Origin of the sequence: Acinetobacter sp. ACZLY 512 (assembly GCF_023614015.1) — a bacterium.
In the GTDB taxonomy this organism is placed as follows: domain Bacteria; phylum Pseudomonadota; class Gammaproteobacteria; order Pseudomonadales; family Moraxellaceae; genus Acinetobacter; species Acinetobacter soli.
Genome location: NZ_JAKIVI010000001.1, coordinates 396209 through 415261, shown reverse-complemented (window position 1 = coordinate 415261; position 19053 = coordinate 396209). Strand labels below are relative to the sequence as shown.

General features: G+C 45.4%; 18 protein-coding genes. 12 read left to right on the top strand and 6 right to left on the bottom strand.

Features of this window, described 5'->3' with window-relative positions:
* Positions 1 to 42 precede the first annotated feature (42 nt).
* From L2096_RS01930 to L2096_RS01910, 5 genes are read left to right on the top strand one after another with little or no spacing between them, the layout of a single operon-like run.
* Positions 43 to 1290 carry a dienelactone hydrolase family protein gene (locus L2096_RS01930; protein ID WP_250364770.1) on the top strand — a complete coding sequence of 416 codons (1248 nt, stop codon included), beginning with the start codon at positions 43 to 45 and terminating at the stop codon, positions 1288 to 1290.
* 18 nt (positions 1291 to 1308) lie between these two features.
* The gene (locus L2096_RS01925; protein WP_004939520.1) at positions 1309 to 2100 is read left to right on the top strand and encodes an SDR family oxidoreductase; all 792 of its coding nucleotides are present in this window, start codon (positions 1309 to 1311) and stop codon (positions 2098 to 2100) included.
* A 48-nt stretch (positions 2101 to 2148) separates the two neighbouring features.
* Positions 2149 to 3387: a styrene monooxygenase/indole monooxygenase family protein gene (locus tag L2096_RS01920; RefSeq protein WP_250364769.1), complete on the top strand. Its 1239-nt coding sequence runs from the start codon at positions 2149 to 2151 to the stop codon at positions 3385 to 3387.
* Between the two features lie 23 nt (positions 3388 to 3410).
* Positions 3411 to 3941 (top strand): flavin reductase family protein, encoded by a 531-nt coding sequence (locus tag L2096_RS01915; protein ID WP_004948786.1) that lies wholly within the window; start codon positions 3411 to 3413, stop codon positions 3939 to 3941.
* 48 nt (positions 3942 to 3989) lie between these two features.
* Entirely contained in the window at positions 3990 to 4937 is a 948-nt protein-coding gene (locus tag L2096_RS01910; RefSeq protein ID WP_250364768.1) for a SphA family protein, read from the top strand.
* Positions 4938 to 5024: 87 nt separating this feature from the next.
* On the opposite strand, the gene L2096_RS01905 is transcribed toward L2096_RS01910, so the two are convergent.
* From L2096_RS01905 to antA, 4 genes are all read right to left on the bottom strand, one after another.
* The gene (locus L2096_RS01905; protein ID WP_250364767.1) at positions 5025 to 6083 is read right to left on the bottom strand and encodes an AraC family transcriptional regulator; all 1059 of its coding nucleotides are present in this window, start codon (positions 6081 to 6083) and stop codon (positions 5025 to 5027) included.
* Positions 6084 to 6542: 459 nt separating this feature from the next.
* Complete coding sequence (gene antC / locus L2096_RS01900; protein ID WP_250364766.1) at positions 6543 to 7574, bottom strand: anthranilate 1,2-dioxygenase electron transfer component AntC; 1032 nt, start codon at positions 7572 to 7574, stop codon at positions 6543 to 6545.
* 10 nt (positions 7575 to 7584) lie between these two features.
* On the bottom strand, positions 7585 to 8076 hold the full coding sequence (antB, locus tag L2096_RS01895; RefSeq protein ID WP_250364765.1) for an anthranilate 1,2-dioxygenase small subunit: 492 nt from the start codon (positions 8074 to 8076) through the stop codon (positions 7585 to 7587).
* Positions 8077 to 8078: 2 nt separating this feature from the next.
* A complete protein-coding gene (gene antA, locus L2096_RS01890; protein ID WP_076032004.1) occupies positions 8079 to 9494 on the bottom strand; it encodes an anthranilate 1,2-dioxygenase large subunit in 1416 nt (471 codons plus the stop codon).
* Between the two features lie 328 nt (positions 9495 to 9822).
* On the opposite strand from antA, the gene L2096_RS01885 reads away from it, so the two are divergent.
* The 3 genes from L2096_RS01885 (at position 9823) to epmA (ending at position 12269) form a co-directional block, all read left to right on the top strand.
* Positions 9823 to 10107, top strand: coding sequence for a hypothetical protein (locus L2096_RS01885; protein ID WP_502801281.1), 285 nt, complete (start codon positions 9823 to 9825; stop codon positions 10105 to 10107).
* Positions 10108 to 10215: 108 nt separating this feature from the next.
* On the top strand, positions 10216 to 11283 hold the full coding sequence (locus tag L2096_RS01880; RefSeq protein WP_250364763.1) for a 4-phosphoerythronate dehydrogenase: 1068 nt from the start codon (positions 10216 to 10218) through the stop codon (positions 11281 to 11283).
* Positions 11280 to 12269, top strand: a complete 990-nt coding sequence (epmA, locus tag L2096_RS01875) for an EF-P lysine aminoacylase EpmA (protein ID WP_250364762.1) — start codon at positions 11280 to 11282, stop codon at positions 12267 to 12269. Before L2096_RS01880 ends, epmA begins: the two co-directional genes overlap by 4 nt.
* Before the next feature lie 37 nt (positions 12270 to 12306).
* On the opposite strand, the gene L2096_RS01870 is transcribed toward epmA, so the two are convergent.
* Both L2096_RS01870 and radA read right to left on the bottom strand, forming a co-directional pair.
* Entirely contained in the window at positions 12307 to 13305 is a 999-nt protein-coding gene (locus tag L2096_RS01870) for a Tim44 domain-containing protein (RefSeq protein WP_004939497.1), read from the bottom strand.
* A 144-nt stretch (positions 13306 to 13449) separates the two neighbouring features.
* Complete coding sequence (radA, locus tag L2096_RS01865; RefSeq protein ID WP_250364761.1) at positions 13450 to 14829, bottom strand: DNA repair protein RadA; 1380 nt, start codon at positions 14827 to 14829, stop codon at positions 13450 to 13452.
* Between the two features lie 281 nt (positions 14830 to 15110).
* Between radA and L2096_RS01860 the strand changes: the two genes are divergently transcribed.
* The 4 genes from L2096_RS01860 (at position 15111) to dapF (ending at position 18988) form a co-directional block, all read left to right on the top strand.
* The gene (locus L2096_RS01860) at positions 15111 to 16523 is read left to right on the top strand and encodes an amino acid permease (RefSeq protein WP_250364760.1); all 1413 of its coding nucleotides are present in this window, start codon (positions 15111 to 15113) and stop codon (positions 16521 to 16523) included.
* Between the two features lie 123 nt (positions 16524 to 16646).
* Positions 16647 to 16865, top strand: a complete 219-nt coding sequence (lptM, locus tag L2096_RS01855; RefSeq protein WP_004948757.1) for an LPS translocon maturation chaperone LptM — start codon at positions 16647 to 16649, stop codon at positions 16863 to 16865.
* 23 nt (positions 16866 to 16888) lie between these two features.
* Positions 16889 to 18139 carry a diaminopimelate decarboxylase gene (gene lysA / locus L2096_RS01850; protein WP_119689937.1) on the top strand — a complete coding sequence of 417 codons (1251 nt, stop codon included), beginning with the start codon at positions 16889 to 16891 and terminating at the stop codon, positions 18137 to 18139.
* Positions 18140 to 18142: 3 nt separating this feature from the next.
* Positions 18143 to 18988 carry a diaminopimelate epimerase gene (gene dapF / locus L2096_RS01845; RefSeq protein WP_004948754.1) on the top strand — a complete coding sequence of 282 codons (846 nt, stop codon included), beginning with the start codon at positions 18143 to 18145 and terminating at the stop codon, positions 18986 to 18988.
* The last annotated feature ends 65 nt before the right edge of the window (positions 18989 to 19053 follow it).

Below are 19053 nucleotides of genomic sequence, written 5' to 3'. Positions count from 1 at the left end.
AGCGACATGATAACTCCAATCACAGGGTCTGGAGTGAATCCGATGTCAGGTCAATACATTGAAGTAAAAACAGCAAAAGGACAATCATTTGCGGCCTACTTGGCCGTTGCAGAGGGTGGTAAAGGTCCGGGCATTGTACTTTGCCAAGAAATTTTCGGCTTGAATGCAGCCATGCGTGCCAAAGCTGACTTTTTGGCAGAAGAAGGATATACCGTTTTGGTACCAGATTTATTCTGGCGTACAGCACCACGAATTGAACTGGCATATACCGAACAAGATTTTGCAAAAGCCTTTGAGTTATACCAAGCCTATGATGAAAACTTGGGAATTGATGACATCCGCGATAGCTTGGCAACGCTTTCAACACTTGAGAGTTGTGATGCCACAGCAGGGCTCGGGGTCGTTGGCTATTGCCTGGGTGGAAAGCTCGCGTACTTAGCCGCTTGCCGATTACCTGAAGTGGCATGTGCTGTGGGCTATTACGGTGTCGGCATTGATCACGCCTTAGACGAGCTGAATAACTTAACAGGTCGATTGGTGCTTCATATTGCCGAGCTTGATAAATTTACTCCACCTGAAGCACGTCAAGCTATCTTAGATGCCACGGCTCAGCATCCACGTGCACAAGCCTATGTGTATGAAGGCGTGGATCATGCCTTTGCGCGCCCAAATAGTGAGCATTATCACAAACCATCGGCACGCTTTGCGCATGAACGTAGCGTGACTGCACTGCATCAGACCATTGGACCGGTTTACGATCTGGTGGCTTTATGGGAAGAGCATATTCGGCATGAGTTTGATACTCGGGATGTGCCTGCCACCATGGCGACAATGGTCAAAGAACCTTATGTCAATCATATTCCGACACTTACTGGTGGTGTAGGTCAGCGCCAACTTGCACGCTTTTATCAACATCATTTTGTTCACCAAAATCCAAAAGATATGAAAATCACCTCAATCTCACGCACGGTGGGATCGACGCAGGTGGTCGATGAATTCATCATGAGTTTTACCCACGACAGTGAAATTGACTGGTTACTGCCTGGTGTTGCGCCAACCGGAAAATATGTCGAGATTCCAATGCTGGGTGTGATCCAGTTCCGTGGTCCAAAGCTATGTCATGAACATATTTATTGGGATCAAGCATCTGTACTGGTACAGATCGGATTGCTTGATCCGACGGGTCTACCTGTTGCGGGCGTTGAAACGGCCCAGAAGCTGCTCGACGAAGAACTGCCGTCCAATACGCTGATGCCGTCATGGGCCTCAAGCGAGCATAAGCCAGTTTAAGCAGCACAGGAGAATGCTATGAAAATTGAAATGACAGACAAAATTGCCGTGGTGAGTGGTGGAGCCACCTTGATTGGTCGTGCCGTGGTGCAGGCACTGGTTGATGCTGGTGCCAAAGTTGCAATTCTCGATATCGATGCCAATGGTCAAGAGATCGCCAACAGCATGCACGGTCAGGCTGTTTTTATTCAGACCGACATTACCAGTGATACAGGGCTGCAACGTGCGCTTCAACAGATTCATCGTCAGTTAGGACGTGTCGACTTTTTGGTTAATCTGGCCTGTACCTACCTAGACGATGGCTTTAAGTCGACTCGTGGTGATTGGTTGCATGCACTGGATATCAACTTGGTGTCGGCGGTCGAGTTGACTCGCACGCTATATCCCGATCTGCAACACAACCGCGGAGCGATTGTAAATTTTAGCTCGATTTCGGCCAAGATTGCGCAAACGGGTCGCTGGCTGTATCCAGTCAGCAAAGCGGCAATGCGCCAACTGACCCAGTCCATGGCCATGGATTTTGCTGCCGATGGCATTCGGGTCAATTCGGTTTCACCGGGCTGGACATGGTCAAGAGTCATTGCCGAAGTCAGTGGCAATGACCGCAAAAAAGCCGATGCAGTGGCTGCCGATTATCATGTTTTGGGTCGCTTGGGCGAACCTGAAGAAGTTGCAAATGTTGTTGTTTTTTTACTCTCTCCAGCGGCGCGTTTTGTCACTGGTGCCGATTATGCCGTCGATGGCGGATATTCGGTTATGGGACCTGAAGGGAATCAACCGGCTATTCCACGTTTAGCCGATGAAGCGTAATCGCACACGCGTTAATTTACGAAAGACATAGAAAATGGGAGAACCATAATGCGTAATGTAGCAATTGTTGGTGCGGGTCAATCTGGCTTGCAACTCGGATTAAGTTTACTAGAAACTGGATATACCGTCACAATTGTGACCAACCGGACAGCAGATGAGATTCGTCAGGGGAAGGTCATGTCCAGTCAGTGTATGTTTCATACGGCCTTACAAACAGAACGTGATGTTGGCCTGAACTTTTGGGAAGAACAGTGCCCCGCAGTAGAAGGGATTGGCTTTACACTGGTTAACCCTGAAACTGGCGATGCTGCATTTAGCTGGAGTGCACGTTTGGAGCGCTATGCTCAGTCTGTAGATCAGCGTGTCAAGATGCCGTACTGGATAGAAGAATTTGAGCGCCGTGGTGGCAAACTCATCATTCAGGATGTTGGAATTGATGAGCTTGAGCAACTGACGGCCGAGTATGAGCTGGTGCTTTTGGCAGCGGGTAAGGGCGAAGTGGTCAAGCAGTTTGAACGTGACGCTCAGCGTAGCACCTTCGATAAGCCACAGCGTGCCTTGGCACTCACTTATGTCAAGGGAATGAAACCGATCTCACCTTATTCACGTGTAACATTTAACGTGATTCCGGGTGTTGGAGAATACTTTTGCTTTCCAGCGCTCACTGTGAATGGACCATGTGAAATCATGGTGTTTGAAGGTATTCCTGAAGCGCCAATGGATTGCTGGCAAGATGCCAAAACGCCTGAACAACATCTTCAAATGAGTAAGGACATCTTAAACACTTATTTACCTTGGGAAGCCGAGCGCTGTAGCGAGATTGAACTGACCGATGCAGGAGGATACTTGTCTGGACGTTTTGCACCTTCGGTACGTAAACCGATTCTAACCTTGCCATCTGGACGAAAAGTATTTGGTATGGCCGATGCACTGGTGGTCAATGATCCAATCACGGGTCAAGGATCGAATAACGCCGCCAAATGTAGCAAGATTTACTTCGATGCGATTTTGGCCCGTGATTCTCAAGAATTTAGTTCGGAGTGGATGCAACAAACTTTCGAAAGCTACTGGAACTACGCCGAAACCGTGGTGGCATGGACCAATAGCTTACTGGTACCGCCTGAGCCGCAAATGATTGACGTATTGGCGGCAGCGAGCCAAAACCAAGCGATTGCTTCGACCATTGCCAATAATTTTGACGATCCGCGCCAGTTTGCACCGTGGTGGTTCGATCAAAGTGCAGCGCAACGTTTTATTCAGTCGAAACAGTGTCAGAAAGTGGCGTAATACAAAGGGAATTGGTGAACGATATGAATACATCCATGCAACAAGGCTTAAAAGCAATTGACCCTGAAAACCCAAGAGAAATACGTAATTTGCTGGGACAGTTTGCCACAGGCGTGACCGTTATCACCACACGTGGACAAGATGGTCGAAAAATTGGAATGACCGCAAACTCGTTTTCGTCATTGTCGCTTGATCCGCCTCTGATCTTATGGAGTTTGTCAAAAACTGCGCCGAGCCTGCCAGATTTCACACAGGCAGCGTATTTTGCCATTCACATGCTGGCCCAAGAACACCATGTATTGTCTGGACATTTTGCCCGCGGTGCAGAAGATAAATTTGTCGGGATTGCACATCGTGAATGCGAGTATGGCGTACCGCTTCTTGATGATGTTTTGGCAACATTGGTCTGCAAAAATGTCAATCAATACGAAGGTGGCGATCATCTGATTTTTATTGGTCAGATTGAGCATTACCAGCAACGCATGGGTGAACCTTTGGTTTTTCATGCGGGACAATACCGGATTGCAGCAGCACATCCTGAACTTAGTGTTTAAACAACAAATCACGATCATCCAGATCGTGATTTTTTTTGGGGATTTAAAATGAAAAACAATGTGATTAAAAAGGGATTTCTAGCAGGGACAGTGGTTCTAGCGTCGGTTTCGACTTATGCCTACGACTTACCGACTGTCAACTTGGGTTTAACCAGCTTTATGGATGGTGGATTACCCGCAGGCCCGGGCTGGTATTCTCAAACTTACCTACAAAACTATGATGCTTCCAAACTCGTCGACAATAATGGCAATACACTTGGCTTACCTAAAACCGACTTAAGTTATCAGGCGATTATTGAGCAAGTCAGTTATATGTCGAATATACGTGTAGGACAGCATGCCGGGTTGGGTTTAAATTTTTTACTGCCATTTGTCAGTAAAATGGACATGGATGATGGCTTAAATAATGCGGCCATTAAAGCCCAAGGTGGATTTGGCGATTTAATGATTGGCCCGTTTATACAGTTCGATCCAGTGATGGGAGCTGCGGGGCCAAAATTTGTACAGCGTATCGAGTTTCAGGTGAATTTGCCAACGGGTGAATATGATCGAAATAAAGATATTAATCCGGGTAATAATGCGGTATCGCTTGATCCGTATTGGGCAGCCACCTACTGGCTAAATCCGAAATGGACAGCATCGACGCGTATTCATTACCTATATAATTTTAAAAATAATGAGCCAGGCTATGCGTTTGGTGCAGCAGATGACATACAAGCAGGGCAAGCCATACACGCCAACTTTGCAACCGACTATGCGGTAACGCCGCAGCTACGTCTGGGAATCAATGGATACTGGTTGAAGCAAGTGACCGACACAGAAGTCGATGGCGAGAAAGTCAAAGGTAGACGTGAACAAGTTTGGGCTATAGGCCCGGGGGCAATGTACAGTTTTTCCAAAAATGATCATTTGGTTGCCAATGCTTATTTCGAACAAGACGCGAAAAACCGTCCAGAAGGCACACGCGTTTCGTTCCGTTACATCCATCATTTTTAAAGCCATTAAGCGAAGTACTTGTGACCTATTTAATTTCGGTTAGATAGGTTGAAACTGTAGTATTCAAATACTATGGCTGAACACAGTTTAAGAAAAGTTACGTAAATACATTTCTGGATGTTCAAGGCTACCGCGTCGTGTTGAAGATGGTAACTCTCCATAACGACGTTTATATTCTTGAGAAAAACGTCCTAAATGGCTAAAGCCCCATTTAAAAGCCACATCGGTGACTGACGCTTGTTCGTTTTGCATCAGCTCAAGATGTGCCTGCTCAAAACGTAATTCTTTTAGGTAGGCCATAGGCGTTGTATTTAAAAAGCTTTTAAAGCCTGCAAATAAGGTACGCACACTTACACCAGCATGCTCGGCAAGCTGTTCGATACTCAGTGCCATATGCAGGTTTTCTCGCATATAAGCCTCGGTTCGCTTAATAAAATACGGAGAAACGACCTTCTCTTTGGCCTGATTCAAATGCTCAAGCAAGGTATTTGATTGACCGTATAAAAGGGCATTGAGCAGATTGGATTCAAATTGTTTAAACACCATAGGATGATGCAGTGGATGATTTTCACATGCCAGTGCTTCCATTAAGGTGGTCATCAGTTGTAAAAAATATCCGCCACTATGCGTTGAGAAATCCAGTTTGGTTTCAAAAATAGGCGTATGACGTGTGCTTTCAGGCAAATGCTGTCTGCAATGTTGTATTAAATCATCTTTGTCAATTTTTAAAATAAGCTGAGGAGAATGCGCATGCCAACGCATTTTCAAGGCTTGATCTGGTGATATGACTGAAGCAACTTGTGGATAGGAAATAAACTTTTGCTGGTCTACTTCAATTTCAGCATATCCTTGAGTAGGAATTTGGATAAGATAGAATTTTTCAAGATGATCGGGTTCAATATAAACATCGGTGCCGTATTCAAGACGGCTGATTGATAAACGGCCAGTTTTAAGATGGTGCATCGACGACTGAAATTCGCTCTTTTGTTGCACAATTTTGAGTAAGTGCGGTTTAAAAATCTGACCGACACTTTTGCAGGTTTCCCCAATATCCTGATGCTGAAAAATCAAGTTTTGCGATGAAAAAATCGAGCACTGTTGCAAGTGACGTCCATTCAGTTCTATATGGGAATTGGCCTGACTCATAACATATTCCTTTTGGGCTAACGTATTGAATTGAGCAGCATGACGACAAAACAGCAGCTCGACGAAATCAACACGACTTAAAATATTTAAGTGGCTTATCTGAATAAAGAATCAAGCAAAAAGTAGACCAGATCAGGAATTTTATCTACATGATCGTAGCAATCTGTATGTGATGAAGCTGAACATACAATAGGTCAGTCATGTAAGAATTTTGTTGAAAAACTGAGTGAAAACGGCCTGTAAGGGTTTACTTTTTCTAAACGCTTTATTCGATCTTAATCCTTAAGATCTGTATTCTTTTATAGCAAATTCATTTGGTCGTATCAATGTATTTACGTGAATTGCGACAGGTAGCACCTATATAAAAAATAAAGAATCTGCATGGTTGAACATGCAGATTCTTTGTCGTTCTTTTAGCATAAATAAAAGATTGAGCTGATTGAAATAAGCAGCCTCAGCTTAGCTACGTGCCGTATTGCTTTGCAGAAATTTTTCGCTATAAACATGGCACTGATCAATCGCATGCGTATCAAGCCAAGACTTAACTGCTTCAATCATTGGAGGAGGGCCACACAGATACATGTCAAAACTTCTCTCATCTAGCTGTTCTTTATTCAAGTGTTCATGAATGAAACCTGATTTACCAGTCCAGCTTTCAGATGCTTTGGTCACAATCGGGTGATAACTGAAGTCCTTAATACGCTCACCGTAGGCCATCAGACGCTGCTGCTCGCACAAGTCAGCTTCGGTATTGACGCCGTAATAGAGGTGAACAGGAGGCGGATTGGGTTGATCGGCAATATTATCGAGCATACCTAAAAATGCGGATAGGCCCGTTCCACCTGCAATAAACACCAGTGGACGCTCAACCTCGCGCAAATAAAAACTTCCCAGAGGCGCTTCCATCATTATAGTTTGACCAACCTGACAGCGCTCACGCAAATAGTTACTCATCACGCCATCTGGTAAAAGCCGAATCAGAAACTGTAGCTGATTCTGTGCGTTTGGTCGGTTGGCAAATGAGTAAGAGCGCCAATCCTCGGTTTGAGGAATGTGAAGCCGTGCATATTGACCAGGCAAGAAATCGAGTTGCTTGGTATGTTCACTTGCATCGAGATGTAAAATCGCCGTCGTTTCCGAAACCAGTTCAACGCCAGTAACTGTGGTGGCAATTTTTAAGGTTTCACCTGCATTACAAATGCTTGAGTGATGATCAAAATAAAACGCTGCATTAGATTTAACGCGTGTCTGGCAGGCAAGCATTTTTCGCTCTGCCAGATCACGTTCACTTAATGCGTCTTCATCGACATATTCTTGTTCATAAATCCCTGTTTCGCATTTTCCCTGACAGGTTCCACATACACCTTCACGACAATCTAGCGGCAAATTAATTCCCTGACGAACAGCAGCATCAAGCAGCAATTCGTCGGGTTGAACAGAAATAAAAAAGGTTTTGCCGTCGGCAAAGTTGAGTGCAACAGAATGACTCATATCGGCCTCCCTAAACGTGATAGAAATCCAGTACGGAATCTATTTTGTCGTTAAGTAAAATGCTGTGCTGACGGCGAATGCGAAAACTGTCTTCGGTTGGACGAAGCACGTAAGTTGCTCTGCCGTAGAAACAGCCTTCCAGTCCTTGACGGTTATACAGGGTACGCCAGCTTACTTTCGCCTCGACAAGGCCATCGTCACGTGTTTGCACCTGCACATTGTGAATATTATGCTGGGTACGAGGCAACGGGGTAGCAGAAGCTGCCTTGCCTGTACGGATACGAAATACCCGGTCTTCAAGACCAGAGCGGTCTGCGTAGTAAATATAAGAGAGTCCCTGATTTGGATCTTCTACATATGTGTGGTCATCAATCCACTGCGGAATATGATATTCACTGTCTTCATCGTAGAGTTCAAGGTAAGCATCCCAATCATAGTTGTCGCAGAGTTCCGCTTTTTTGTAGAGGAACTGGGAAACTGCATGGTGAAGTTCTAAAGACATGATTACACCTCATCCGTTACAGACTGATTGTCATAGGTTAGGTCATGCATCTTGAGTGCTTTATTGTTCAGTCCGTCAAGTAACAAGCGCTGCCAGTGACCATGTTGATTGACATAGAGTCCTTCGTGCGTAAATTCACGGCCTGTGATCACAGGCTCGATGCCTAGGTCTAGAGCATTTTGTGTTGGGCCATAGGTCCACTTATGATAGCCACGCGAGATATCACTCCAGCGTTCGATACGTCCCTGAAAACCTTTTTGCTGTTCACGGAATTCAACCAGATCATCGGGTGTACCTAAGCCCGATACATTAAAGAAATCTTCAAACTGGCGAATACGATTACGGCGTGCTTCAGCAGATTCGCCTTTCACTCCGATACACTGACTAATCACTTCGGTTTTATTCCACGCGACCGGACGAACAATTCGAAGTTGTGAACTGATTTGATCCATAAAAAACAGGCTTGGATACAAGTTGAGGTTACGCAAACGGTGCATCGCCCATTCGGCATGTTTGGCACCAAACTTTTCGACCATATAAGGCATAACGGTGTCGTAGCCGGGACGCACAGTAGGATTTGGCATATCACTGAACAATACGCTGTGTCCGTGTTTGAAACTAAACCAGCCATCATCGGTTTCTGCATCGCCTGCACCGAGTTTGCTGTAGTCGAGTGTATCGAGCTCTCCACCTTTGGCAGCATTCACTTGCTGACGATGCTGTACGGTCGAAACATAGTTGTAATGTACGGTACTGACATGATAGCCATCGAGGCCATTTTCATTTTGAAGTTTCCAGTTGCCAGCAAAGGTATAAGCCGATTTACCTTGCAATACTTCAAGTTCGCCTGTAGGCGATTGATCGACCATCAAATCGAGAAAAATTTTGGCATCGCCTAAAAAGTCTTCTAAAGAATCGGTGGCTTGAGTATCTAAACTGACAAAGACAAATCCACGATAACTGGCGATACGTCCTTGCTTTAGACCACGACTGGACTTGTCGAAGTCATCGCAGTATTCACCCGGTGCCTTCACCTTAACCAGACGACCGTCCGACTTGTAACACCATGCATGGAACGGGCAGGTAAATACCGACTGATTACCTTTGGCAACGCGTGTAAGCGTTGCACCGCGATGCTCGCAAGCATTGACCATGGCATGGAGTTCGCCTTTGCCATCACGGCTAATAATCATCGGTTGGCGTCCAATTTGAACGGTCAGGAAATCGTTGTTGTTTGGAATTTCACTTTCGTGGCAGGCATAAATCCAGACCTTTTCAAAAATGAGTTCCATTTCTAACTCAAACAGTTCCGGCTCGGTAAACATATCGCGAGCAATCCGATAGACACCATCATTTGGGCGAAAATCGATACAACCTTGTACAAAATTTTGCCATTCGGCGAGGTTACGTGCAGTCATGGGCTCATCCTCTATCCAATCAATGCGTTTTGTTGATTGAACCGCGATTTACTGCCGCACTCTATCCAGATTTTCCGGATCTTTATCCACTTTATGCAATTTATTGGTGGCTTAATCGGTCTGTTCGTTTTTCAAGATGAAGATGAGGTAAATGAAATAGACGACGATGTTGTCTGTTTGCAGCGACTGGTTACAGTATGTTGTTGAGACTGGTCAGCATGCACGTCTTGGATCACTATAGAGAATACAGCGTGGAATATAACGTGCAGGAGCAACCCCAATGATTCACATTCGTTCATTCAGATCTGGTGCATATGCACTTGGAAGCATGATACTACTTGCATTGAGTAGTATTTCATTTGCCAGTTCAAATGAAGCATGGAAACAGCACGATCAAGCCATGAAAACAGCCTGTGTTAAGGCCAGTCAGCTTAAAAAGGTTAAACTGGTGAGTAATATCATGCTGTTTGATGATCGTGCGGGATATTCGGCCGTGCTGATGCAGGGAACTTTTCCTCAGGCGCATATGAAAAATAAAACTGGTCAGGAACTCTGCCTATGGAATAAAACCACCAAAAAAGCGTATGTATCGGAATTTAATCGCACCAGCTAAGATGATGCCGACTCAATATTCTTCTTAAGAGCAGACCAGACTTTTTTCACGTGGTCACCGTACACGTGACGCGGTATCATAGCAGCGTTGACATGACGGGACGATATTATGAAGATTGTCGCAGATGAAAATCTTGCGTTTACAGATTATTTTTTTTCATCATTTGGAGAAATTCAGCATCGGGCAGGGCGCTTGCTCACTGCCGAAGATGTGCATGATGCACAGGCATTGATTGTTCGCTCCGTCACTAAAGTCAACGCCGCGCTTATTCAAGACAGTCAGTTACAGTTTGTTGGCAGCGCCACCATTGGGACAGATCATCTGGATACCGTAGCGCTTGATCGTCAGAATGTTACATGGCGCAATGCACCCGGCTGTAATGCGCAAGCAGTGGCTGAATATGTTATTACTGCGCTCTATCAGCTTGATAACACTGTACTCGATCAAGGTAAAAGCTTCCATTTAGGAATCGTGGGCTTAGGAAACGTAGGGCGCCGACTGGCATCGATGGCGCAGAAAATTGGCTGGACAGTGATGGGATATGATCCCTTTGTGCAACTCGACGGCATTCAAAACGTCAGTTTTGAGCAGTTGATTCAGCATAGTCACGCTATCTCTATTCATGTACCTTTAACCACGTCTGGAGCATATCCGACACAGCATCTGTTTAATCATGATGTATTTGCTCACATGCCACCAGATAGCATATTGATCAATAGTGCGCGGGGGCCGGTTGTTGAAGAAGCAGCATTAATTGCTGATCTTAAACGTACACAGCGCAAAGTTGTACTCGATGTGTTTGAGCATGAGCCTGAAATCTCAGAAGAGCTGCTTGATTTGGTGACATTGGTCACGCCTCATATTGCAGGCTATAGTCTAGAAGGCAAAGCCCGTGGTACACAAATGGTTTATGAGGCGTTTTGCAAGGTATTTGGCTTTGAAGCGACCAAGCGATTTGAAACCCAACTGCCTCAAGGCGATGCCTATTTCACAGAAAACACGCTGACTGATGCATTAAAAGCCCATCTTCATCAGATCTACGATATCCAGCGTGATGATCAAAATTTAAGGGCGTGTCTAAAGGCGGGGCGGGTAGACCAGCAAGCCTTTGACCGACTTCGAAAAGAATATCCACTACGCCGTGAATGGGCTGCACACGGAGGCCCTGTGGCATGAGTCAACGCTTTGAAAGTCAGACGGCTTTGCCTACTTGTTCAATTGAGGCACTTAAAGCACGCGCACAGCTCTACCGTACTATTCGAGAGTTTTTTGCCCAGCGTAATGTCATGGAAGTTGAAACGCCGATCGTATCTCAGGCAGGAGTTACTGATGTTCATTTGGCATCTGTGCAGGTGCAACGCCATATCGAAGGTCGTATGCAGCAACAGTATTTACAAACCTCACCTGAGTTTGCCATGAAACGCCTGCTGGCTGCGGGTAGTGGCCCGATTTATCAAATCTGTAAGGTTTTTCGAGACGACGAGCATGGTCGCAAACACAACAGTGAGTTTACTATGCTGGAGTGGTATCGCCCCGGTCTAGATTTACGCGAGTTGATGCATGAAACGGCGGCGCTATTAAACGTGTGTTTAGCGCATCGTTTTGATGAAATTCGCCCACTGGTTTTGAGCTACAAACATGCATTTCAAGATCGTTTAGATATTAATCCTTTACAGGCAACGCTGGCACAATTAAAACAGACTGCACAACGTGTAGGATTGACGCTAGATTTAGGCGATGATCGTTTAGCCTACATGGATTTATTATTTTCACATTTTGTCGAGCCAAGTTTGGGCTTCGATACACCAATTTTCCTCATCGATTTTCCACCTGAAATGGCTTCTTTGGCCAAAGTACGTCTAGATGAAGACGGCGAAGAAGTTGCCGCACGCTTTGAAGTGTATATCGAGGGTTTGGAACTGGCTAACGCCTACGATGAATTGCTTGATGCATCGGTGCTCCGCGCACGTTTTGAAGCAGATAACCAAGAGCGAGACAAATTAGGCTTACAGGTGATGCCACTCGATGAGAACTTACTGGCAGCCTTAGCACATATGCCAGAATGCTCAGGCATTGCTTTGGGTATTGACCGTTTGTTAATGGTGGCCACTCAGAAGCTCAACATAGAACAGGTGATTGCTTTCCCTGCATCTAGAGCGTAAAAAAAAGCCGCGTTATGCGGCTTTTTTTATTTATATATTATTGTTCTTGCTGAATACCCGCGACTTTCCAGTCTTCTGTTGAACCCGCAGGCTTAACAAAATGCCAGATCTCGGTAAACGGTTGTGGAAGACTGTTAAGATCTTCACTCACAGTACCTGTGAAGCGTACACTCACCACATATTGACCGTTTTCGGTCGCAGAATCGACGACCATTGCATTTAGGTTGCTAAACTCAGCAACGTCTTGGTCCTGATTGGCCAAAATGTCGTTGTACATCGATGCATACAATTCAGGCGTCAAGTAACGACGAATTTCTTCAACATTATTTGCAGAATTGACAGACTGAATATGGTTAAAACGTTGACGTGCAATACGCAAGAACGCTGCTGGTTCAGTACCATCCGGTAACTGACTACCGCTTTGTGTATAAGCACCACCAAACGGCGCTGCACTTGGTGCAGCTGAACCACCAACAGACTGACCAAAAATATTGGTGTTGTCACCGCCAGCTGCAGCGCGTGGAGCAGCAGGCGTAGAGCTGTTGTTAAACGGTGAAGAACCGCTGTTGTTTGGTGCGTAAGGATTATTATTACCTGCTAATTTTTTTTTAGCACCGAAACGACGGAAAATAAAGAAAGCAATTGCAGCGATCAGCACAATCCAGATCCAGCCTGGTAGGCCGCCTTTTTTCTCTTCTTGCTGCTGTTGCTGAGCCTGAGTCGCTTGCTGTTCTGGCGATGTTGTATGTTTGTCATCAGCCATTGCATTGGCGGCAAGCGCACCCACCGCAGCACCCGCTACACCTGCAGCAACCACTGTCCCCACACCTGGGCCAGAACGTTGAGGTGTTCCCGCTGGCGCAGTTTGAGGCGCTGGCGTAACCTGACGAGGCTGTTGGTAAGATTGAGTCGGTGCCGCAGAGCGAGACATGCCGTGGCTTTTACCACCGCCCGCACGCTTTGCTTCTGCAAGAGGAGCAACAACTAAAGCAGCCATCATGATGCCTGTAATCAGGCCACGCTGTCTTACTTTCATTTAAAATTCCTGTATAAAAAAATAAAAACAAAATAAAAAGAATCTAAGACTACATATATGCAGGCTTTTGAGGCGAATTTCAACACAAAAAAGATGTTTTTTATGTCGAAACATATTTGCGTCAAAAGATGCTCCAATTTTATCTTATTCGGATAGCTCCATCGCAGTTTGCAAGGCCTCGTGCAAACGTGATACCGCAATTACCTGTACGCCCTCAATTGCCTTTTGCGGAGCATTACCTTTAGGCAAAATGACATGAGTAAATCCATGTTTGACGGCTTCCTTTAAACGTTCCTGACCATTTGGAACCGGGCGGATTTCACCTGATAACCCGACCTCACCAAAAACGGCCAGTTGTTGTGGTAACGCCTTGGCTCTTAAGCTAGATGCACAGGCCAGCAACACAGCCAGATCCGAGCCTGTTTCGGTAATTTTTAATCCGCCGACCACATTCACATACACATCTTGCCCAGAGGTTTGCACACCGCCATGCCGATGCATCACTGCGAGCAGCATGTTTAAGCGGTTCTGCTCGAGGCCGAGTGCCACACGCCGCGGCTGACCTTGTGCATCATCGACCAGTGCCTGAACTTCCACCAAGAGGGGGCGCGTGCCTTCGCGACTAATCATCACAATCGACCCGGGAATCGCTTCATTATAACGGCTTAAAAAAATGGCAGAGGGATTGGCCACTTCTCGTAAGCCCTTATCGGTCATCCCAAAAACGCCAAGCTCATTTACCGCGCCAAATCGATTTTTTACCGCACGAATCATGCGATAACGTGAATCGGATTGGCCTTCAAAATACAGCACACAATCGACCATATGCTCAAGCACACGTGGGCCTGCCAGTGCGCCTTCTTTAGTGACATGACCCACAATAAATAATGCGGTTCCGCTGTTTTTGGCAAAGCGAGTGAGAAGAGCAGCCGACTCGCGAATTTGTGAAACCCCGCCCGGTGCCGATTGCAGTGTTTCGGTATATAAGGTTTGAATCGAATCTAAAATGGCCACCACTGGGCGCTCTTGTGCCAAAATCTCACAAATTCTCTCGACACAGGTTTCTGCCATGACTTTGAGCTGATCGGTAGGTAGATCTAAGCGTTGTGCCCGCAGTGCCACTTGCGACAGCGATTCTTCGCCAGTCACATAAAGTGCAGTACTGCTTTTGCTGGCCATGTGTGTTGCCGTTTGCAGCAAAATTGTGGATTTTCCGATCCCTGGGTCACCGCCAATTAAAACCACCGAACCCGTAACCAAACCGCCACCAAGTACCCGATCAAATTCACTAATACCGGTAGCAACACGCGGTACATTCGAAACCGAAATTTTATTGAGCGTGGTAACAGTAGAGATTTCTCCTGCATACCCACCGAGTTTGGGTTTGGCGCGATGATTAGTATTAGTTTCAAGCCGAACTTCAGTCAAACTGTTCCATTCTCCACACTCAGAACATTGTCCAGCCCATTTAGGGTGATCGGCTCCACATTGCTCACAGCGATAAACGGTTTTGACTTTGCTCATATTTGGTGCATATTTAGATGGCGTTGATGACGAAATGTAGCAATAGCGTGCCTGAAATACAAATTTTTAGCTTAACATCGCCTAATTTAAATTTGGCACGTAAACTGCTAACTCAGGGAACGATAAGAGCCTTTCAATATCACATGGAGAAATTGTGTTCAAACACTACACTTACGCATGTTTACTTCCAAGAATATTGAATAAATGCCGAAATAATCTTTTTTATTTTGAACATTTTGAGCTAATTTTTAAATACAAAATTTGAGAGTTGAAAAAAAACAATGTCAAATGAAATGCACGATCAACCTTCTGGAGAAGGTGAGCTTTCGAGAAGCTTATCCAATCGACATTTGCAACTGATTGCAATTGGCGGTGCAATTGGAACAGGTTTATTTATGGGCTCTGGTAAAACCATTAGTCTTGCCGGCCCATCGATCTTATTTATTTATCTGATCATTGGAGTGATGGTCTTTTTCGTCATGCGTGCGCTAGGCGAATTGTTGCTTTCCAATCTTCAATATAAGTCTTTTATCGACTTTACCACTGATTTGATTGGCCCTTGGGCCGGATATTTTGTAGGTTGGACCTACTGGTTGTGCTGGATTACCATCGGTATCGCCGACTTATCTGCGATTATTTATTATTTGCAGTTTTTTAATAATGGTCTTCCTTTTACACCAACCGAAGGCGCCATGATCAGTATTGCGGCGATTATTTTCATCATGGGGTTGAACCTCATGACCGTAAAACTGTTTGGTGAGCTTGAGTTCTGGTTTGCCATGATCAAAATTACCGCGATTGTGGTCCTGATTTTGGTCGGATTCTGGATGATCTTCACGGGCTTTACCTCGACCAGTGGTGAAGTGGCATCATTTACACATTTGTGGGCCAATGGTGGCTTCTTCCCAACGGGTATGCACGGTTTCTTGGCAGGCTTCCAGATTGCGATCTTTGCCTTTGTTGGGGTAGAGCTCGTGGGCACCACTGCGGCTGAAACCAAAAATCCGGAACGTAATTTGCCTAAGGCAGTCAATTCCATCCCGATTCGAATCATTATTTTCTATGTACTGGCACTCCTGATTGTGATGTCGGTGACACCATGGAATAAGATTGATCCAAACATCAGCCCGTTTGTAAATCTGTTTAGTCAGGCAGGCATTGCAGCAGCGGCAATTATCATGAACTTGGTGGTCTTGTCTTCGGTGATGTCATCGATGAACAGCGGTGTATTCTCTACCAGTCGCATGCTATTTGGTTTGTCTAAAGAACGTCAGGCACCTCAACCTTTTGGTACGCTCAATAAAGGTCGTGTTCCTGCAAATGCATTGTATTTTTCAACGGTGTGTTTGTTGCTCGGTGCAGCGCTGCAATATTTTGTACCCAATACCGTTGAAGCTTTTACACTGGCGACTACGCTATCGACCATTTTGTTTATTTGTGTGTGGCTGATGATTATCTGGAGCTACATGGTCTATTACAAAACCCGTCCAGAGTTACACGCCAAATCTATTTTCAAATTACCTGGCGGTTTGTTTACCTGCTGGGTGGTGATCATTTTCTTTATTGGAATGATTTATGTGCTGTCATTAGAGCCAGACACCATGAAAGCCTTGATGGTCAGCCCAATCTGGCTGGTTATTTTGGTGATTGGTTACTTTGGTTTTTACAAGCCTCGATTGAAATCCAAGAAATAATTAAAAAAACGCCAGTCAATGACTGGCGTTTTTTTTCGCTTCCTTTTAAGCTTGGTGCTTTTGTACTTTGGTCCTGTGCTGGATCACGGTATAATTATTCAAATTTTTTGAGTAGGTGATCAGATGCGCCGTTTCATTTGCTACACAAGTTTACTCACCATGAGTCTGGCTATGCTGGGCTGTGGTCAAACGGGTGCATTACATTTGCCATCCGATCCAAATTACGACAAACGTGCAAAATATTTGCTGTATTCACAGCCTCAGTCTGACAAAACCTCGAAAGACAAAACTTCGACTCCTGATCATTCAGCGTCTTCTCAGCCAGTTCCTTCTTCACCTTAAGCTTTAAAAATAAGGATGCATTCATGAGTTTCTCCCGCATTAATGGGATATTGCATGCCGAGCAATGTTCACTTCAGCAGCTCGCGCAACAATTTGGTACGCCACTTTATGTTTATTCAAAGACAGCCTTTGAAAAACATTATCAAGATCTGGATCGTGCCTTTGATTTTATTGATCATCAAATCTGTTTTGCGGTGAAATCAAACTCTAATTTGGCGGTATTGAATGTTTTGGCAAAACTGGGTTCAGGTTTTGATATTGTAACCGGTGGCGAACTCGCACGTGTATTGGCTGCGGGCGGTGATCCAAGCAAAATCGTATTTTCTGGTTTGGGTAAATCTGAGGCCGATATTCAAAAAGCACTTGAGGTCGGCATTGCGTGTTTTAATGTCGAGTCTTATGCCGAGCTCGACCGTATTCAAAAGGTTGCAGCGGGCCTCAACTTACGTGCACCCATTTCATTGCGCGTTAATCCCGATGTCGATGCCAAGACACATCCTTATATTTCAACCGGTTTAAAAGAAAACAAATTTGGTATTCCAAGTGATACCGTATTTGAAACGTATCAATATGCAGCCTCGTTGTCTCATTTAGATGTAGTTGGAATCGATTGTCATATTGGTTCACAGTTGACCGAAACCAAACCGTTTGTAGATGCTTTAGATCGCGTGATTGTGATGATCGAGCAGCTTAAATCGCTGGGAATTGAGATCAAGCACATCGATATCGGTGGTGGTTTGGGAGTCTGTTACAAAGACGAGACACCGCCAACCGCTGCAGAGTACGCTGCTGCACTCAAGCCTGCGCTACAAAAACTTGGGCTTAAAGTATATATGGAACCAGGTCGTAGCATTAGTGCCAATGCGGGTGTGTTATTGACCAAAGTTGATTTGCTCAAGCCAACCAATCACCGTAACTTTGCCATTATTGATGCAGCCATGAATGACTTGATTCGTCCGTCATTGTATGAAGCATGGATGGATATTCAGTCTGTTTCAGCATCATCGGATGCTGAAGAAAAAACTTGGGATATCGTTGGGGCAATTTGCGAAACAGGTGATTTTCTGGGTAAAGACCGAAGCCTTGCACTTAAAGAAAATGACGTGCTGGCGGTGATGGGTGCAGGCGCTTATGGCTTTGTGATGAGTTCAAACTACAACACCCGTGGCCGTGCCGCAGAAGTAATGGTGGCAGGTAATGCCGCACATTTGATTCGTGAGCGTGAAACCATCGAGTCGTTGTGGGAAAAAGAACGTTTGCTGCCAGAGGGTTAAGACATGTTACTTGAATTTACCAAAATGCATGGTCTGGGCAATGACTTTGTTGTGCTCGATTTAATTAGCCAACGTGCTTACTTAGACACCACCACCATCCAGCGTATGGCAGATCGTCATTTTGGTATTGGCTTTGATCAATTATTGATTGTCGAGCCACCGGATGATCCGCAAACCGATTTTAAATATCGCATTTTCAATGCAGATGGTTCGGAAGTGGAGCAGTGCGGAAATGGTGTGCGTTGTTTTGCCCGCTTTGTACATGAGCGACAACTCACCAAAAAAACCAAAATCAGAGTGCAAACCAAAGCGGGAATTGTTGAACCAGAACTTGGCCCTAATGGCTGGGTACGCGTCAATATGGGTTATCCTAAGTTTCATCCACAGGATATTCCATTTCTGACCGAAGAACTGGATGCCTTGTATACGCTTCCATTAGCCAATGAGCAAAGCTTAAAAATTGATGTCGTCAATATGGGAAATCCGCATGCGGTGACCATTGTGCCGGATATCTTGACAGCTGATGTTGCAGGCATGGGGCCACAAGTCGAAGCGCATGTGCAATTTCCACAGCGTGTCAATGCGGGTTTTATGCAGATTTTGGATGAAAAGCATGTGCGTTTGCGTGTGTTTGAGCGCGGTGTGGGCGAAACGCTCGCTTGCGGTACGGGTGCATGTGCGGCAGCCGTAAGTGGTATGCGTCGTGGTTTACTGGCAAATTCGGTAGAAGTCGAGCTGGCGGGTGGAAAACTTCAAATCGAGTGGCAAGAGGGTGATGTGGTCTGGATGACGGGGCCAACAGCCACAGTCTATGAAGGACGCCTTGATTTACGTTACTTTCAAACCTGATCTATAAAATACCAAGAAAGCACGCTTAGACTGGGCGTGCTTTTTTTATGCTGAAATATGGCATA

What these genes read in the sequence shown, in the direction of transcription:
- L2096_RS01910 (WP_250364768.1), top strand. Translation starts at nt 3,990, where the DNA reads ATGAAAAACAATGTGATTAAAAAGGGATTTCTAGCAGGGACAGTGGTT.
- antA (WP_076032004.1), bottom strand. Translation starts at nt 9,494, where the DNA reads ATGACTGCACGTAACCTCGCCGAATGGCAAAATTTTGTACAAGGTTGT.
- antB (WP_250364765.1), bottom strand. Translation starts at nt 8,076, where the DNA reads ATGTCTTTAGAACTTCACCATGCAGTTTCCCAGTTCCTCTACAAAAAA.
- dapF (WP_004948754.1), top strand. Translation starts at nt 18,143, where the DNA reads ATGTTACTTGAATTTACCAAAATGCATGGTCTGGGCAATGACTTTGTT.
- L2096_RS01925 (WP_004939520.1), top strand. Translation starts at nt 1,309, where the DNA reads ATGAAAATTGAAATGACAGACAAAATTGCCGTGGTGAGTGGTGGAGCC.
- L2096_RS01860 (WP_250364760.1), top strand. Translation starts at nt 15,111, where the DNA reads ATGTCAAATGAAATGCACGATCAACCTTCTGGAGAAGGTGAGCTTTCG.
- L2096_RS01915 (WP_004948786.1), top strand. Translation starts at nt 3,411, where the DNA reads ATGAATACATCCATGCAACAAGGCTTAAAAGCAATTGACCCTGAAAAC.
- L2096_RS01920 (WP_250364769.1), top strand. Translation starts at nt 2,149, where the DNA reads ATGCGTAATGTAGCAATTGTTGGTGCGGGTCAATCTGGCTTGCAACTC.
- L2096_RS01880 (WP_250364763.1), top strand. Translation starts at nt 10,216, where the DNA reads ATGAAGATTGTCGCAGATGAAAATCTTGCGTTTACAGATTATTTTTTT.
- lysA (WP_119689937.1), top strand. Translation starts at nt 16,889, where the DNA reads ATGAGTTTCTCCCGCATTAATGGGATATTGCATGCCGAGCAATGTTCA.
- L2096_RS01905 (WP_250364767.1), bottom strand. Translation starts at nt 6,083, where the DNA reads ATGAGTCAGGCCAATTCCCATATAGAACTGAATGGACGTCACTTGCAA.
- antC (WP_250364766.1), bottom strand. Translation starts at nt 7,574, where the DNA reads ATGAGTCATTCTGTTGCACTCAACTTTGCCGACGGCAAAACCTTTTTT.
- lptM (WP_004948757.1), top strand. Translation starts at nt 16,647, where the DNA reads ATGCGCCGTTTCATTTGCTACACAAGTTTACTCACCATGAGTCTGGCT.
- L2096_RS01930 (WP_250364770.1), top strand. Translation starts at nt 43, where the DNA reads ATGTCAGGTCAATACATTGAAGTAAAAACAGCAAAAGGACAATCATTT.
- L2096_RS01885 (WP_502801281.1), top strand. Translation starts at nt 9,823, where the DNA reads ATGATACTACTTGCATTGAGTAGTATTTCATTTGCCAGTTCAAATGAA.
- L2096_RS01870 (WP_004939497.1), bottom strand. Translation starts at nt 13,305, where the DNA reads ATGAAAGTAAGACAGCGTGGCCTGATTACAGGCATCATGATGGCTGCT.
- radA (WP_250364761.1), bottom strand. Translation starts at nt 14,829, where the DNA reads ATGAGCAAAGTCAAAACCGTTTATCGCTGTGAGCAATGTGGAGCCGAT.
- epmA (WP_250364762.1), top strand. Translation starts at nt 11,280, where the DNA reads ATGAGTCAACGCTTTGAAAGTCAGACGGCTTTGCCTACTTGTTCAATT.